Source organism: Flavobacterium sp. HSC-32F16 (assembly GCF_024171645.1).
GTDB lineage: Bacteria > Bacteroidota > Bacteroidia > Flavobacteriales > Flavobacteriaceae > Flavobacterium.
Map to the genome: position 1 here is coordinate 20,057 of NZ_JALKAC010000005.1, position 14,581 is coordinate 34,637.

The following is a 14,581-nucleotide window of genomic DNA, read 5'->3' on the forward strand; positions in this document are numbered from 1 at the left end:
TTCGATGATTTAGCGTTAAAAATATTATTTTAGCCCAGCCCAAAATAAGAATTTAACCTATGAAAAATCTAAAAAAGTTTGCCTTTTTGGCTTTCGCGCTATGTCTTTTTGTTCCAGCTATTTGTATTTCTCAAACAAATCCTCAGACTCCGGCAATGCCTTCCCAACAAAATAGAATTATTATAGACAAAATCGTCGAAGCGACACATTACAAAAATTATGTAATTGATTTTTGCCTGTCTAAAATAAACGAAACTTCAGCAAAAGAAGGCTGGAACGAACAAAAAGCAATGGAAATCAGCCAAAGCATTAATTATAAAAATTTCAGGGACGCCATTTACAACAGCTTTGTTGTTTTTGACGAAGTAGAACTGGAAACTTTATTGCAAGCCTACGAAAAGGACACCGCTTATCAAACTATAAATGTGATGACTAATAATAAAGTGCTTATTAATAATTTGAACATTTTTGCAAGTGACATTGTGAAGGGGAAATATGTTGCTAAATAAGGTTCAAAGATTTTCCTTAAGTCTCAATATCTTTGTCAAAGTTTTAAACTTTGACAAAGATTGTTTACACAGAGAACTTGAAACTTTAAATCTGAAACAAAAAAACTAGCTTTTCGGTTTCAAAACCAGCTTCGTTGATGTTTTTATAATCTCTTCTTTATTCAACTTCATTTTTCTGAATTTTCCGGCGTTGTACATTTCTGCCTGATCACTGTAATGTTTGCTGAACGGGTTTCCTGATTGTCCGGTTGGCAGAATACTCCAGCTGTTTTCAATATCTGAAAAATCTACAATTCTTCTCGTTGAAGGCCCGCCTTTTACATAATATTTTCCTTCATTGGTTAAACCAAAAAATAAATTATTGATTACTTCGTTTGATCCCGGCGAAGCAAAAGGCCCAACATTAAATAATCCTCGAAGTGCGGCAACTTTCCCTAATGGATGTTCATGTTCTACGGTGTGAACTTCTCCCCATTTCCAATCGGAAATAGTGTTTCCTAATTGTTTTTGAAGATCGGAAATTGCTTCATGAAATGACTTTGAAACAATATCTTTTCTGGTTTCTTTTATATTTTTGGTTTTGATATTATCCCACCAAACTGAATTTTCATTTTTAATTTGATTCGCAATAACTTGTTTCCCTACAGAAATTCCTAAAAACAAATTAAAATTATCTTCGCCCATTTCATCTTCAAATGTATTTTTCAAATAGAGATAAATCCATTTGTTGTAAATCGTTGGCGAAACATCTTCCAGATTATTTGTTCCTTTCCAGGATTTTAGAATCTTTAAAGCTTCTTTTTCAGATGCCGAAACAGCATTAAGATCAATATTTGAAATTAGATTTTGAACCGTTTCTACCGCAATTTCCGAAGTATTATCGTAAATCATTTTACTGATCGCTTCTTTATCCCAATCTGATTTTACATCCATTAAACCTGAAATTCTTTTGGCGCGATCTTCCGGAAGATAATATCCCGGATATAAATAGCCATCAATCGCTTCGGGCTGATTGTTTGCCGAATATACATATCCCCATTTCGGATTTTCTGATGATGGATTTTTAGAAAAATCCAAATATTCTACTATATCTTCTTTCCCGCTCGAACCGTCTAAAATTAAATGGGTATTTACGCCTTGATTATGTTTATACAATTTCCCACTTGCCCACCAGCCAACATTTCCTTTGGCATCACCATACATTACATTCAGGCCCGGAGCTGCAATTAAGCTGACCGATTTTTTAAAATCATCTTTGTTTTTTGCATGAGAAAGACCATAAGCCGCATCCAGAATTTGAATGGGTTGCTGCGTATACGTCCATAACATTGCAATTGGGTGTTTACGATCTAATCTTTCAAGCAAATCATTCATAATTGGCCCGTGTCGGCTTGACTTAACGGTTAGAACAACATCCGAAGTATCTTTTACTTTAATCGTTTTCTTTGTTATTTCATAATTGGCAAAACCTGTCGGAGTTTGATATTGGTTAGAGTTCCCATCTTTATTTTTTTCCTGATAAAAATCAATATCATCATTTTCAAACATCGTTAACCCATAAGCGTAATCGCGATTGTGCGCCAATAACGGAAATGGAGTTCCAGCCAGATAACAGCCATACAATTCATGTTTCGGCGTAACGATATGCGCTTCGTACCAAGTTGCCGGCTGCGAAAACCCAATATGTGGATCATTGGCAAAAATAACTTTACCGCTTTTTGTTTTATTTGGTCCCGCAACCCAGCTGTTACTTCCTATAAATGGCGGAATTGGTGATTTGTCCAATAAAGCCGTAATCGATTTTGAAACAGCGGTATAATCTTCAATATTTTCTTTTGAAATTTTAATTTGAGTTGTATTGAATTCGCCCTCAATTCCCAGATCTTTCAAATATTCACTGCCATATTTATTCTTAATATCGGTCAATAAAGGATCTGTTTTTTGAGCCATCGCAAAGCTGAAAGACATATATCCGAAGATATTGTACACGTCTTTTATAGTAAATTTTTCTTTTTTCACTCCAATCAATGTAAACTCAACAGGCGTAGTTCCTTCTTCTAAATATTGATTAATTCCGTCTAGATACGCTTGCGTCAATTTATAGCTTTCACTGTTTTTCTCTAATTTGGCAATGGCTTTCGCCGAAGCTTCTTCAATACCAATTCCTGCAAAAAACATATCATTTTTAAGCGCCACAGAACCGAAGATTTCTGATAATTTTCCCGGAGCAATTCTACGAAGCAATTCCATCTGCCATAATCTTTCCTGCGCGTGAACATATCCAAGCGCTGTCATCGCATCTTTTTCCGAATCGGCATAAATATGAGGAATTCCAAATTCATCAAAATAAACTGTAGTTTCCTTTTGCAGGTTTTTTAACTGTAATTCTCCTTCATACTTGGGTTTCAAATGAAAAATATAAGCAAATAAGGCAATTGCAAGAACAACTATAAGTAATACTAAAACCAGCAGAAATTTTTTAAATCTTCTCATATTTTGCAAAAAGTATAAATAGTAAGGTTTGTAAAATGATGTAATCAAAAAGAAGAATAATGTAAAAATCCTCCTTTTTAAAAGCCTAAATTTATGTATTTAAAACAATACAATAAATGTCAATCTATAAAAAAATAGCAATCGGTATAATTTCTCTTTTCGTTATTGTAATTCTAGCGAATTTGGGACTGAATTACTGGATTAAAAAACAGCTTCCGATTATTATTCAGGAAAAAAACAAAACGGTTTATAATATCAATTATGAAAAAATTGAAGTTTCTCTTTTTTCCCGAAATATCTATGCTGAGACATTATTAGTAAGTCCGAAGAATCAGCCAAAAGACAGCAAAAACGGTCTGTTCTCCAAAATTGAATCCATTACGATAAAACATTTTAATATTTGGGATTTGGCTTTTAGGGATATAATCCAGGCCGAAAGCATTATCATCAATAAACCCCGAGTGATTTTATATAAAAAAGGCGAAAAACTTTTGAATAACAGCAAAAGCATTAAAAGCGAAATCTTTGAGCCTTTCCGAAAAATTGTCTCCGTTTCAAACATTTATTTAAACGACGGAACGGTTGATGTTGTTTCTTTGGATTCTCAAAAACCTATTTTTAGCATCAAAAAAATCATTCTGAAACTGGAAGGGATTTTGCTGACCGATGCTACTTTAAAAGAAAAAATTCCGCTGCAGTATAAAAGTTATGCGTTGGTAATTGATAGTTTATTTTACAGACCAAGTGCTTTTTATCATATCAATATCGGAAAAATAAGTACAGAAAAGAACTTTCTAAAAATCAATAATTTCTCTAATCTTCCGCAATTTAGCCGAAGAGAATTTACCAAACGTTTAGACAAGGAAAAGGATATTTATACGCTGAAATTTGATTCGGCTCAAGTCTCAAAAATGGATTGGGGTTTTAAAAATGATCATTTTTTCTTCAAAGCGAATTCACTTGTAATCAATCATTTTGATGCAAATATTTATCGCGGTAAAATGCCAAAAGATGATTTGAGCAAAAAATACCTGTACAATCATTTATTACGAAATATAAAATTTCCGTTGCAGATTGATACTTTGAAGGTTTTAAAATCCAAATTGGTTTATGAAGAAGAAATTGATTTCTCTAAAGGTCCCGGGATTTTAAATTTTGATAAATTCAATTTGCAGGCAACCAACTTGCGAAGTGGCTTTGGTTTGAAAAAAACCAATGATGTTAAAATCAAAGTGAATTGCATTTTCATGAAAACTTCTCCTCTTGATGTTGACTGGAGTTTTAATGTTTTGGATAAAAATGATAGTTTTCACATTCAGGGTGTGATTTCGAATTTTGATGTCAAGGCGATGGGACAATTCAGCCAGCCTTACATGAACGCCTCTTTTACTGGAGTTTTTAACAAATACCGTTTTAATTTTTACGGAAACGATAATGTTTCTAAAGGAAATGCTTCTTTAGATTATGACGATCTTAAAGTGAAATTGTACAAAAAGAAACATCCTGAAAAAGAGGCAAAACTTAAATCGGCAATTGTTAATTTACTGGTCAAAAATGATTCGAAAGACAAAGCTAAAACCGCCGATGTTGAAATCGAAAGAATTCAGGAAAAATCATTCTACAATTTTTTATGGAGAAGCATTGCGGAATCCTTGAAGAAGATTTTGATATAACGCATCCACGTCAATATAGCCTGCGGTTTCAACCGCAGGAACGCAATACATTTTTGTAAAGAAATCACGCATTCTCACAATACGTTCCCCGTGGTTGAAACCACGGCTATGTTATTTTGATTCGTATTTTTTTTTGCCACGAATTACACGAATTTCCACTAATTTTTATTTGCAGGATTTTAAAAATTAATTAGTGCAAATTAGTGCAATTCGTGTCAGCCAATCCATAAACCTGACAATTATCATCTTTTAAAAAAATCCTTTTTTTTAATATTTGCCTTTATTTTAATCTGAAAACAAAATGGCAAAAACACCTTTACACACTTTTCATATTCCGGTGATGGGTCTTGCATATACAATTGACAGCCCAATTCGCGTTGCACAATATGGAATTTCGTCTGTTGTTGCTCTCGCTGATGATGATTTGATTGAGAAGATGCGTAATTTTTACAGCACTAAATTCAATATTCCCTACGAAGAAATCACACAGAAATTTCACGACTATCGTGCAGAGAGAATAACTTCTTATTTAAATTTAGTCGATAAAATTGTAAAAGATAAATTCGAAAATTTCAAAATGGAATTAGCAGAGAGCAAAACAGCTCTTGAAAACTTCATGACGATGCTGCCGAATACTTCTGACATTAAAAAAGGGTTTCAGAATTTATTGGACGACGGAATTACTTTTAAAGAAAACATTCAGAATTACATTGAAACGCATCTTTTTCCAGGAGAAATCGACGTTAATATTATGACAAAACTGGACAAAGATAATTTTGTTAAAAACGAACAGCTTCCAATTGAATTTAATGACGCTCACGCAGCTTTAAGAGGTTTTGCAAATAGTAACTTAGAATCGTCTGTTGTACTTTCTGCCGGAATGAATCCGAGATTGTTTGGTTACTTTGAAAATTTCAAAGACTTTTTCCCAAATGAAAACAACAAACTTAAAAAGAAAATTATCCTTAAAGTCAGTGATTTTAGATCGGCTATGATTCAGGGAAATTTCCTGGCCAAGAAAGGACTTTGGGTTTCTGAATACCGAATTGAATCTGGATTAAACTGCGGCGGTCACGCTTTTGCAACTGATGGACTCTTATTAGGTGCCATTTTAGAGGAATTTAAGCAGAAAAAACAACAACTGATACAAACGGCCCACGATTTAATGATTAAAGCTTTACAGCTAAAAAATCAGTACTTTCCTGAAAACCCTTTAGAATTAAAAATTACGGTTCAGGGAGGAGTTGGAACTGCAGAAGAACATGAATTTTTATTAGACGAATATCAAGTTGATTCTGTTGGCTGGGGATCTCCATTTTTACTAGTCCCTGAAGCAACATCTGTAGATAAAGAAACAAGAAATTTATTGATGAATGCCAAAGAAGATGATTTTTATTTAAGTAATATTTCACCTTTGGGAGTTCCGTTTAATACTTTAAAAGGCACAACAAATGAATTTTTGAAACAAAAAAGAATTCATGATAATAAAGCCGGAAGCTCATGCCCAAAAAAATTCTTAGCATTAAGTAAAGAATACGATCCACACGGAATCTGTACCGCTTCAAAAAAATACCAGGATATTAAACTGGCAGAATTAGAAAATATAAAAAACACGTTATCTGCAGATGCATTTGAAAAAAGCAAAATAAAAATAACGGAAAAATCATGCTTATGTGTTGGTTTAGCCAATGCTTCTTATCTTGAAAATGATATTCAAATAAAAGGTCAGGCACAAGGCGTTGTGATTTGCCCTGGACCAAATTTGGCGTATTTTGATCAGGAAGTTTCTTTAAAAGAAATGGTACAGCATATTTATCAGGGAAAATCGGTTTTGAGAACTGATCGACCAAATTTATTTGTGAAGGAATTAAAAATGTATGTTGATTATTTCATAAATGAAATCGAAACCATTTCGGGAGAAGTAACCGCAATGCAGCTAAAAAAATGGAATTCTTTTAAAACGAATATTTTAGAAGGAATCGAATATTATCAGAATCTGTTTTCGTCAAGTTTTTATTTTAAAAGGGAAGAAGAAAAAATAAAAAAACAATTCGATTTTTATAAATCAGAATTAAATGCGATTCGGATTCCGACACCAGAATTAGTGTAAATAAAACGCCGATTTAGATTTTCTAGATCGGCGTTTTTAGTATATAGATTTTAGATCTATTCTTTTTTCTTTTTGCTGTCAATAACAGCACCAGTTCCAGTTCCTAAAGCAGCGCCGGCCAAACCACCAATAATAGCACCTTCACCTTTTTTCTTACTAACAATTGCTCCGGTTGCAGCTCCTACTCCGGCACCAATCACAGCACCTTTAGCAGTAGCACTCCAGCCTTTCTTTTTGGTAGTGGTAGTTGTAGTTGTTGCAGCAGTATTTCCGTTTGCGGCCTGCTGATGAACTACAACAACTTTTTCTTTTTGAGATTCAACTCTTTGTTCCTCTTTTATCTTAGCCATTTCAGTCTTCATTGAATCGATCACACGCTGTTTGTTAATCTCAACTTTCATTGAATCAATACTGGCTTGCTTGGCTTTGGCTATATCTTCCTTGCTTTGATTTTGACAAGAAGTGATAAGTATCGCCGCTAATAATATATATAAGCCTTTCATGATTTTGGTTTTTAAAATTATACACTACAAAATACGGAATATCTGCTATAATGTTTATTACAGAATTTTTTGTAAAGTTTATATGATTTGAAGATTTTGGTCTTTTATCTGAGAATTTTTATTCAAAACTTAATGGTTTTAATCTCACAAGGTGCGAAAGCGCTAAGTTTTTTTTTGCCACAGATTAAAAGGATTAAAAAGATTTTAAAATGCGTTGGAAATTTTTCTCCCAGATTTTGCAGATCAAGCGGATTAATCTTTGAGAAAGTTTATCAAAAATCTGTTAAATCTGCAGAATGTGCGAGAAATAAAAAAACTGCGAATGTGCGCCTTTGCGCGATTAATTAACCTTGCTAGATTTAATTGCGTCCAGCTTTAGCTGGATGAAAATATAATTAAAGAAAAAGTCTTTAGCCAAACACATAGTTTGGCTAAAGACTTTTTAAATTTCAACTTTAATATCTCCAGTTAAAACTGGAGTCAATTAAAAAAAATCTTTTTAATCCTTTTAATCTGTGGCAAAAAACTTTTCGCCTTCACAACTTTGCGAGATTAATCAACTCTTACTTTCCTAAAATCCCTTTTTTCAGAATTTGTCCAAAGTCATACATATCTTCATAAGAACAATATAACGGAACTGGCGCAAGGCGAATTACATTTGGTTCACGCCAATCTGTAATTACTCCGTTTTTCATTAAATAATCGAATAAACTTCTTCCTTCACCATGCAGGAAAACAGATAATTGCGAAGCTCTTTCTTCGGGATTTGAAGGTGTAATAATTTCAAAATTACCCGCAACTTCTTTGTCAATTTCGTGTAAAATAAATTCTAAGTAAGAGGTAATATGATCACGTTTTGCAATTAAAGCATCCATTCCAATTTCAGCAAACATTTCTACCGATGCTAAATATGGCGCTAAAGATAGAACCGGAAGATTACTAATCTGCCATCCGCCTGCTCCGTGAACAGGATCAAAAGTTGGTTCCATTTTAAAACGGCGTTCTTTGTTGTGTCCCCACCAACCTGCAAAACGCGGCAAATCCGGATCATTATGATGTCTTTCATGAACAAAAACTCCAGATGCATTTCCTGGTCCAGAGTTCATATATTTATAACTGCACCAAGCAGCGAAATCTACATTCCAATCGTGAAGTTCTAATTTGATATTTCCGGCAGCGTGCGCTAAATCCCAGCCCACTTTTGCTCCGGCTTTTTGTCCGGCTGCCGTAATGGTTTTAATATCGAAAACTTGTCCTGTATAATAATTTACGCCGCCAATTAAAACTAGAGCCAATTCATCACCAACTTCTTCAATTTTTGCTAAAACATCTTCCAGACGAATATTATGTTCTCCTTCGCGACGTTTAATTTCTACGATTGCATCTTCTGGTTTATATCCATGAAAATGAACCTGACTCTGAAACATATATTGATCTGATGGAAATGCTTTTTCTTCGCAGATAATTTTATAACGTTTCCCTTTAGACTGATAAAAGGAAACCATCAATAAGTGAAGATTTACAGTTAAAGTATTCATTACGGTAACTTCTGACGGAAGCGCACCCACAATTTTACTTAACGGTTCTGCAAATCTTTCCTGATAATCCCACCAGGGTTTCTCTGCATAAAAGTGACCTTCAACAGCAAGTTCTGCCCAGTCGTTCATTACTTCATCTATATAGGCTTTTGTACGTTTTGGCTGTAATCCTAATGAATTTCCGGTAAAGTAAATTACTCGTTTATCGTTAACTTTTGGGAAAATAAATTGATCTTGATAATGATTTAGTGTGTCTTTCGAATCTAGCTCTCGTGCAAATTCGCGTGTATTTTGAAAATTCATTGTGTTTTTGTTTTGTCTGCTAAAATAACAAAAATTGTTTATTTTGTTTCAGGTTTCAAGTTTCATGTTGATATGCTTTGTGTGTTTAACCGCAAAGTTCGCAAGGATTTTATCAAGGCTAACGTTTTACAAACGCTATGTTCGCAAAGCTTTGCGTTCTTATACATTTGGCAAACATAAACGGAGTAAAGAAACCTTGCGAACTTTGCGGTTAAACACACAATGAACCTGAGACCTGAAACTTGAAACAAAACAAACTATCAAAAAACAAAAAACCCGACAGGTTTTAAAACTTGTCGGGTTTCTTTATAAAATAAATTCTAATTATAGAATTAACATCGCGTCTCCGTAAGAATAGAATTTGTATCCTTCTTTAATCGCTTCGTCGTATGCTTTTTTCATTAAATCATGTCCACAGAAAGCAGAAATCATCATCAATAATGTTGATTTTGGTGTGTGAAAATTAGTAATCATACAGTTTGCAATACTGAAATCGTGAGGAGGGAAAATAAATTTATTTGTCCATCCTTCGTAAGGGTTCAAAGTATTAGCAGAAGAAACAGAACTTTCGATTGCACGCATAGAAGTTGTTCCTACTGCACAAATACGTTTTTTCTTTGCTTTTGCGTCGTTTACGATATCACAAGCTTGTTGATTGATGATCAATTCTTCTGAATCCATTTTGTGTTTAGATAAATCTTCAACCTCAACTGGGTTAAAAGTTCCTAAACCAACGTGTAAAGTTACCTCAGCAAAATTTACTCCTTTGATTTCTAATTTTTTCAAAAGGTGTTTTGAAAAGTGTAAACCAGCAGTTGGCGCTGCTACAGCTCCTTCTTCTTTTGCGTAGATAGTTTGATATCTTTCAGCATCTTCAGCAGTAACTTCTCTGTTGATGTATTTAGGAATTGGAGTTTCTCCAAGTTCTGTCAATTTGTTTCTGAATTCTTCATAAGAACCATCGTATAAGAAACGTAATGTTCTACCACGAGATGTTGTATTGTCGATTACCTCAGCAACTAACGAATCATCATCTCCAAAATAAAGTTTGTTACCAATACGGATTTTTCTAGCCGGATCTACTAAAACGTCCCAAAGACGCTGCTCTGAATTTAATTCTCTTAATAAGAAAACCTCAATTCTCGCTCCAGTTTTTTCTTTGTTTCCATATAAACGCGCAGGGAAAACTTTTGTATTGTTAAGAATTAAAACGTCTCCGTCATCAAAATAGTTGATAACATCTTTAAACATTTTATGTTCTATAGTTTGTTTTTGACGGTCAATTACCATTAAACGAGATTCATCTCTATTTTCTGCCGGGAATTCAGCTAAAAGTTCTTTCGGTAAATTGAAATTGAAGTGTGATAATTTCATATTTGAAGTTAGATTTTAAAATATCAATCTTAGATTTTTTTATCTAAAATTTTAAATCGACTGCAAATATACGATTGTGAGATAGGCGTTGTCAAGTGTTTTGACGTTTATTTTCAAAAGTCCTTGATTTAGTGGCGGTTTGATCACCATGAAAAATGTTTTTTTCACCATATAAGTTATATAAATTCATTTAATTAGGATTTTTACATACTGTTTAAACCCGACAGTCCGAAGCCTTGGGATAAAAACCTGTCGGGTTTGCTTTGTAATTCGCATAAAAAAACCTCTGGTTGAAACCAGAGGCTATGTTTTTTTTAAGCTTTGTATCGAACCTTTATTTAAATAAACTTATATAACTTATATGGTTCAAAAATCTTTACAATTCTGAAACTTGGAAGTTTAAGGCTTTTAAGTCGTTCCAGAAATCCGGGTAGGATTTTGAAACTACTTCGGCATCATCAATAATAATTGGCACTTTTATCGCAAGCGGTGCAAATGCCATTGCCATACGGTGATCATTGTACGTTGCAATATGGATATCGTGATTAATATTTCCAGAACGCTCTAAAGTCAAACTGTCATTAGTTACCGAAATATTAGCTCCTAATTTTGTAAGCTCAATTCGCAATGCTTCAAGTCTGTCTGTTTCTTTAATTTTTAAAGTATGAAGACCAGTTAAATGACATCCAATTCCTAAACCTAAACAAGTTACCACAATAGTTTGAGCAATATCTGGTGTATTATTTAATTCGAAATTTACATCTTGATAATTAAACCCATCCACTTTTTCCAAAGTCATTTTATTGTTTTGGAAAGTAGTTTTGATTCCCATTTTCTCATAAAGAGAAACTAATTCTGAATCTCCCTGAAGACTGTTTTCTTTATAACTGCTTAAAGTAATTTTTGCTGCATCGGCCAAAGCCGTAAGACTAAAGAAATAGGAAGCCGAACTCCAATCTGATTCTACAACCATTTCTTTTGATTCAACTGATTCTTTTGGATACACTTTTATTACGTTTCCTTCAAAACTGGTTTGAATATCTAAATCCTTTAGTAATGCTAAAGTCATTTTGATATATGGAATTGAAGTAATTTCTCCTTCTAAAGTAAGCTCTAAACCATTTTCTAATTTTGAAGCCACTAATAAAAGTGCCGAAATATACTGGCTGCTTACATTTGCTGCCAAATTAACTTTTGAAGCGGTTACTTTTTTTCCTTTGATTCTAATTGGCGGATAACCTTCTTCTTTTTCGTATGAGATTTCAACTCCTAATTGTGCCAAAGCTTCAACCAAAATTTTGATTGGGCGTTCCTGCATTCTGCTTGAACCTGTCATTACCACTTCTCTGCCTTCGTTTACAGCAAAATAAGCAGTTAAGAAACGCATTGCCGTTCCAGCGTGGTGAATGTCTACAATTTCGTCATTACCAATTAATGCTTTCTGCATTACTTCGCTGTCATCAGAGTTTGAAGTATTGGCTAAGGTGATATTTGGAAATAAAGCTTTTAGTAATAATAAACGGTTTGTTTCGCTTTTAGAACCTGTGATATTTAGCTGCGAATTATCAATTGTGAATTGCGGATTCGTCGTTAATTTTAAATTCATTTTTTTAATTGTAAGTTGTGAATTATGAATTATGAATGATTAGAAACATAATTCAGCCCCGCAATTTACCACTCCCCATTCATAATTCAAAATTCAAAACTCAGAATTCAAAACTTATGAGTGATATTTCACAATTATTTCAATTTATCGTTGTTTTTGTGACGATCTTTATCTCTGACCGATTTTAAGTCCATTTTTTTATCAAAAGCGGCTTGCAAATCGATTCCGGTTTGATTGGCCAGGCATAGAACAACAAAAACAACATCGGCCAATTCTTCTCCTAAATCTTTGTTTTTATCGCTTTCTTTTTCGGACTGTTCTCCGTAACGACGCGCAATGATTCTGGCTACTTCTCCAACCTCTTCTGTTAATTGTGCCATGTTAGTCAATTCGTTAAAGTAACGAACTCCATGTTCTTTTATCCAGGTATCAACATCCAGCTGTGCATTTTTCAAATCCATGATTATATTTTTGAACAAAAATAAGTCAAACTTTCAATTCAGCTATATTCTTTTTAATACAATTTTTTCATTTTGACTGGCGATTATTTTTTGGAAAAACTCTTTCAGCATATCATATTCTTCAGCAGTAAAAATTGGACTGTTTATTTGTATTCCCACTTTTATCTGCACTCTGTTTTCTTCTGCATCCATGTTCATTATATACGAAGTTCCGTTGTTTTCTGTACTTATCTTTATAGGTTTTGGCAATGATTCAACCGTATAACCTTGCGGTACATCATAAAACACATTATAGATTTGATGAACCGGATATCCAAAATAAACTGGCAATTGTCTCTGTTCCTGTTTAAAAGGATTAGTTGTATCTGTATAAAAAAGTATTGGTTTTATATATATTTTTTCTCCAATAACATCATAAGAATTATATGACGTAAAATCGAAACTTTCTAGAGTTGATTTAGAAAAATTGTCTTTTTTATTTTCAATCGAATAACCGTTGATTTCAATTTTATTTAAATCATTTTCCAGTTTTTCTACATAGGATTCTTCATTGGTTCCTGTGTTTTTTTCTCTAAAAAGAAGTGCCGAATAATCTGTTTTTCTTACTTTAACATTCCCCTCCATTTTCTTGTTTTCAGGATTTATTTCAGCAATTACGGTGAAAATTTCTTTAGAAGGAACGCTTGGAATCATTTCTATTTCTTCGGAAGATCCATCTTCTTTGATAAGTCTTCCTTTCCAGTTTAAAAGATTTAAAGGCAGAATTCCCGGTGTTGTAAATTTATTTGAAGCATCTAATAATATTTTCTTGCCGTCAATTTCTGCGCTTCCTATCACGTAATTAAAATCGGTTCGGTTTGGAAATACCGGAACTCCGTTTTCAACTGTACTTACCAAAACAGGATTTGCTGCAATTCCAGCCGATTTCAGCATAGAAATTAGAATGAAATTGATTTCGGCTGTATTTCCTGTTTGAGCTAAATAGGCTTTTTTAACTCCTTTATCTGTTAAATATCCTTTTTCTTTATTCCAGTTCATTTTATTCTGAACAAATTTAAAAATAGCATCCAGCTTTTCCTGATGATTTTCTGTTGTATGCAAAATCGTTTTTAAATCTTCGGCAAAATAATCTTTCTCTTTTAGTTCTTTTCCAAAGCTTTCACTTTTATAAATGTTTTTGGCAACTTCTTCCCAAGTTGTAGTATAATTTACAACAGGCTCATCTGGAAATCTTTTTCTTTCCAGTTCATTACGTATTGCTCCTCGGTAATTTTCTATATTGTCAACAAATTTCTCTTCTTTTAATGCTGGAATATTTGATGCCGTAAATGCAGCATTAATTTGCTTGTAACCATTAAAATAAACCTGACCGCTTTGTACAACATCGGCTTTTGATTCAATTTTTAGTTTACCAACAAATAATGTTTTGTAAATAAAGAATTCCGGAATCTCCGTTTTATATTCGAAAAAGTTAACCGGAACATCATATTGAATTTCAAAATCAGGCAGTCTTACAACATTTTCAGATTTTAAAACATATTTGAATTCTATTACCGAACCTGCTTTTACATTTGGCAGTGTAATCGTGGCTTGGTTCCAGTATTTATTTATTTTGTTTTTGAAACTGCCTTCACTGTTCAATTTCGTTTTTACAATGGAACCTTTTTCGAGATTATAGGTTACAGCATTAGAAAAATTAACGGAGTCATCATTCAGATTTTCGTAACCTGCATAATAGGAAACTTTTTGATTGGCCCAGCTTAAACCTTCGGGTTTATAGATCTTGATTCTAAATTCATAGACATTATTTACTATAAAACCTTTTCCTACTACATAATTAAAAACGGTTCGGCCTTTTTTAAACAAAATTGCAGCTGGCGCACTGCTGTCTTTGGGATGCGCTTTTTCCTCAAGTTCTGCAATAGTTACTTTTCCTAATTCATAATTTTGGGATTGTACTTTTGCAATAAAAAGAAAAAATAAAATAAATACAGAACTTGAAAACTTCATA

General features: G+C 33.3%; 10 protein-coding genes. 3 read left to right on the top strand and 7 right to left on the bottom strand.

Annotated elements, in window-relative coordinates; all coding sequences use genetic code 11:
* Positions 1–59 precede the first annotated feature (59 nt).
* Positions 60–509: a hypothetical protein gene (locus tag L1276_RS15170; protein WP_253789200.1), complete on the top strand. Its 450-nt coding sequence runs from the start codon at positions 60–62 to the stop codon at positions 507–509.
* A gap of 105 nt (positions 510–614) precedes the next feature.
* Here the strand turns inward: L1276_RS15170 and L1276_RS15175 are convergent, their stop codons facing one another.
* Positions 615–3,002: a penicillin acylase family protein gene (locus tag L1276_RS15175; RefSeq protein WP_253789202.1), complete on the bottom strand. Its 2,388-nt coding sequence runs from the start codon at positions 3,000–3,002 to the stop codon at positions 615–617.
* 116 nt (positions 3,003–3,118) lie between these two features.
* On the opposite strand from L1276_RS15175, the gene L1276_RS15180 reads away from it, so the two are divergent.
* Both L1276_RS15180 and L1276_RS15185 read left to right on the top strand, forming a co-directional pair.
* Positions 3,119–4,675, top strand: a complete 1,557-nt coding sequence (locus L1276_RS15180) for a hypothetical protein (protein WP_253789204.1) — start codon at positions 3,119–3,121, stop codon at positions 4,673–4,675.
* Between the two features lie 301 nt (positions 4,676–4,976).
* Entirely contained in the window at positions 4,977–6,785 is a 1,809-nt protein-coding gene (locus tag L1276_RS15185) for a hypothetical protein (protein ID WP_253789206.1), read from the top strand.
* Positions 6,786–6,841: 56 nt separating this feature from the next.
* On the opposite strand, the gene L1276_RS15190 is transcribed toward L1276_RS15185, so the two are convergent.
* From L1276_RS15190 to L1276_RS15215, 6 genes are all read right to left on the bottom strand, one after another.
* The gene (locus tag L1276_RS15190) at positions 6,842–7,288 is read right to left on the bottom strand and encodes a YMGG-like glycine zipper-containing protein (protein WP_253789209.1); all 447 of its coding nucleotides are present in this window, start codon (positions 7,286–7,288) and stop codon (positions 6,842–6,844) included.
* Between the two features lie 563 nt (positions 7,289–7,851).
* Complete coding sequence (gene kynU, locus L1276_RS15195; protein ID WP_253789211.1) at positions 7,852–9,129, bottom strand: kynureninase; 1,278 nt, start codon at positions 9,127–9,129, stop codon at positions 7,852–7,854.
* 324 nt (positions 9,130–9,453) lie between these two features.
* Complete coding sequence (gene queA, locus L1276_RS15200; protein ID WP_253789213.1) at positions 9,454–10,503, bottom strand: tRNA preQ1(34) S-adenosylmethionine ribosyltransferase-isomerase QueA; 1,050 nt, start codon at positions 10,501–10,503, stop codon at positions 9,454–9,456.
* A 376-nt stretch (positions 10,504–10,879) separates the two neighbouring features.
* Entirely contained in the window at positions 10,880–12,109 is a 1,230-nt protein-coding gene (gene aroA / locus L1276_RS15205) for a 3-phosphoshikimate 1-carboxyvinyltransferase (protein WP_253789215.1), read from the bottom strand.
* 134 nt (positions 12,110–12,243) lie between these two features.
* On the bottom strand, positions 12,244–12,570 hold the full coding sequence (locus tag L1276_RS15210) for a nucleotide pyrophosphohydrolase (protein ID WP_012022600.1): 327 nt from the start codon (positions 12,568–12,570) through the stop codon (positions 12,244–12,246).
* A 42-nt stretch (positions 12,571–12,612) separates the two neighbouring features.
* On the bottom strand, positions 12,613–14,580 hold the full coding sequence (locus tag L1276_RS15215; protein WP_253789217.1) for a DUF3857 domain-containing protein: 1,968 nt from the start codon (positions 14,578–14,580) through the stop codon (positions 12,613–12,615).
* Position 14,581: the final 1 nt, after the last annotated feature.